General features: G+C 67.6%; 1 protein-coding gene. It reads right to left on the reverse strand.

Annotated features, from left to right (window positions below; translation table 11 throughout):
* Positions 1 to 17: 17 nt before the first annotated feature.
* Positions 18 to 1,670: an IS1182 family transposase gene (locus MFF58_RS31590; RefSeq protein WP_238294262.1), complete on the reverse strand. Its 1,653-nt coding sequence runs from the start codon at positions 1,668 to 1,670 to the stop codon at positions 18 to 20.
* Positions 1,671 to 1,720: the final 50 nt, after the last annotated feature.

Genomic DNA, 1,720 nt, shown 5'->3' on the forward strand with positions numbered 1-1,720 from the left:
AGATACTGTCGGCGAAGTCAGGCGGCTTTTGCCAAGGCTGCGAAGCGGGTCACGCGTGTTCTGGCCCGGGGCGTCTCTGCCAGCCAGTGTACAGCTCGTGAGGCATTCATCGCGGCGGCCACGCAGACGTGCTGCAGTCCGGTCTTGGCTTGGCCGATGTATCGGCTCCGGCGCAGGCCGAAGGCGCGTACGCCTTGGGAGAGCGTACCCTCGATCCCGGCGCGGATGCGATATCGCTCCTTCCAGACTGGATCCTGCATCCGGTCCCGCGCGGCATTCAGCGCCTCGTATTCCGAGCGTGGCAGGAAGTAGACGGAGCGGCGCCTCTCCTTGGAGGAGGTACAGGATCGGCGCGCGGGGCAGGCGCCGCAATCGGTCCGGCTGAACATGGCTTGGAAGCGTGGGGCTCCGACCTCGTCACGGGTGGCGCGCCATGTCACCGACGTCTTGCCCTGTGGACAGGTGACCCGCTCGTGCTTCCAGTCGATGACGAATTGGCGCTGCTCGTAGGATCGTTCAGCTTCCGTTGCCCGCTGCGGCATGGCGCGGACCGGCCCTTCCAGCGCAACGGCATGGTCTCGCCGGCTTCCGACCAAGAGTCCTGCATCGACGTAGCCGGCATCCACGAAGTGTTCGGCCGGTAGAAGGTCCTTGGCGGCCAGCTGCTCGTGGATCGCGGCCGTGCTTGCCATGTCGGGCTGCATCGCCGGGCAGGTCATCACGTTCGTGACTAAATGAGCTGCGTCCGCGTCGCAGACTTCGGTGACGTGAACCTTATAGCCCGACCATTCCATCTGACGCTTCGTGCTGTAGTGGACCTCGGGGTCGTAGGGGGATTGCAGCCGCTCGCCGACCGGCGGCAGCTCCGGACCGCTGCGCCCGCGTGGCGGCCCGCCTCCCTCACGGGCATAGTGCACGCGCCACACATCGCGCAGGGTGCCGACCATCGGGACGCCGCGGGCCGCGGGCGGTGCATCCGGCGCGTCCAGGGCCTCAAGCAGGCTGAACCCGTCGGCACCGATCGCGCGAGCGAGTGCTTCCCGCTCCGCCCGGCCCTTGGGCAGCCGGTAATCCTCGACCCGGCGTCCGTAACGCTCGAACCAGACCGGCTGCGTGATCCCGCGCAGCCAGTCCGGCGCGACGGCTGCCAGATCGTCGAGCGCAGCGCGCAGCGTCTCGGCGACCAGTTCGAGCAGGTGCAGATCGTGCACGGCGGCCAGGACGTGCGTGCTGTCGGTGCGCTGCTTGCCGCGCGCCTTGACCAAGCCGCGCGCCCTGAAACGTGTGAGCATCCGATCCAGAAGCAGGTGCGCGGCGTCACCGGCGATGAGGCGAGCGCGGAACTCGGTGAGGACACTGAAGTGAAAGCCCGGGTCGGTGAGTTCGAGCCCGAGCGCGTACTTCCAGTCGATCCGGGCGCGCACGGCATCCGCAGCCTGGCGATCGCTCAGTTGCTCTGAGAACTGAAAGACCGTGACGAGGGCCAGCCGCCACGGCGGGAGCCCGGGCTGGCCACGGGTCGGGTAGAGGCCACCGAAGTCCTCGTCCTGATAGAGGGCGCTGAACTCGTCACGCAGCCGCGTGGCTGTCGTTCCCTTGGGAAACGCCGCCCTCGCAACCCGCACTGTCTCAGCTGGGATCGTGCCGATCGGTTCCGGTCGCAGGCTCATCGGACATCTCCATACCAATGCCCCCGCCCCCTGATTCGCCGACAGTATCT

The sequence above is a fragment of the Methylobacterium longum genome (assembly GCF_022179385.1).
Lineage (GTDB): Bacteria > Pseudomonadota > Alphaproteobacteria > Rhizobiales > Beijerinckiaceae > Methylobacterium > Methylobacterium longum.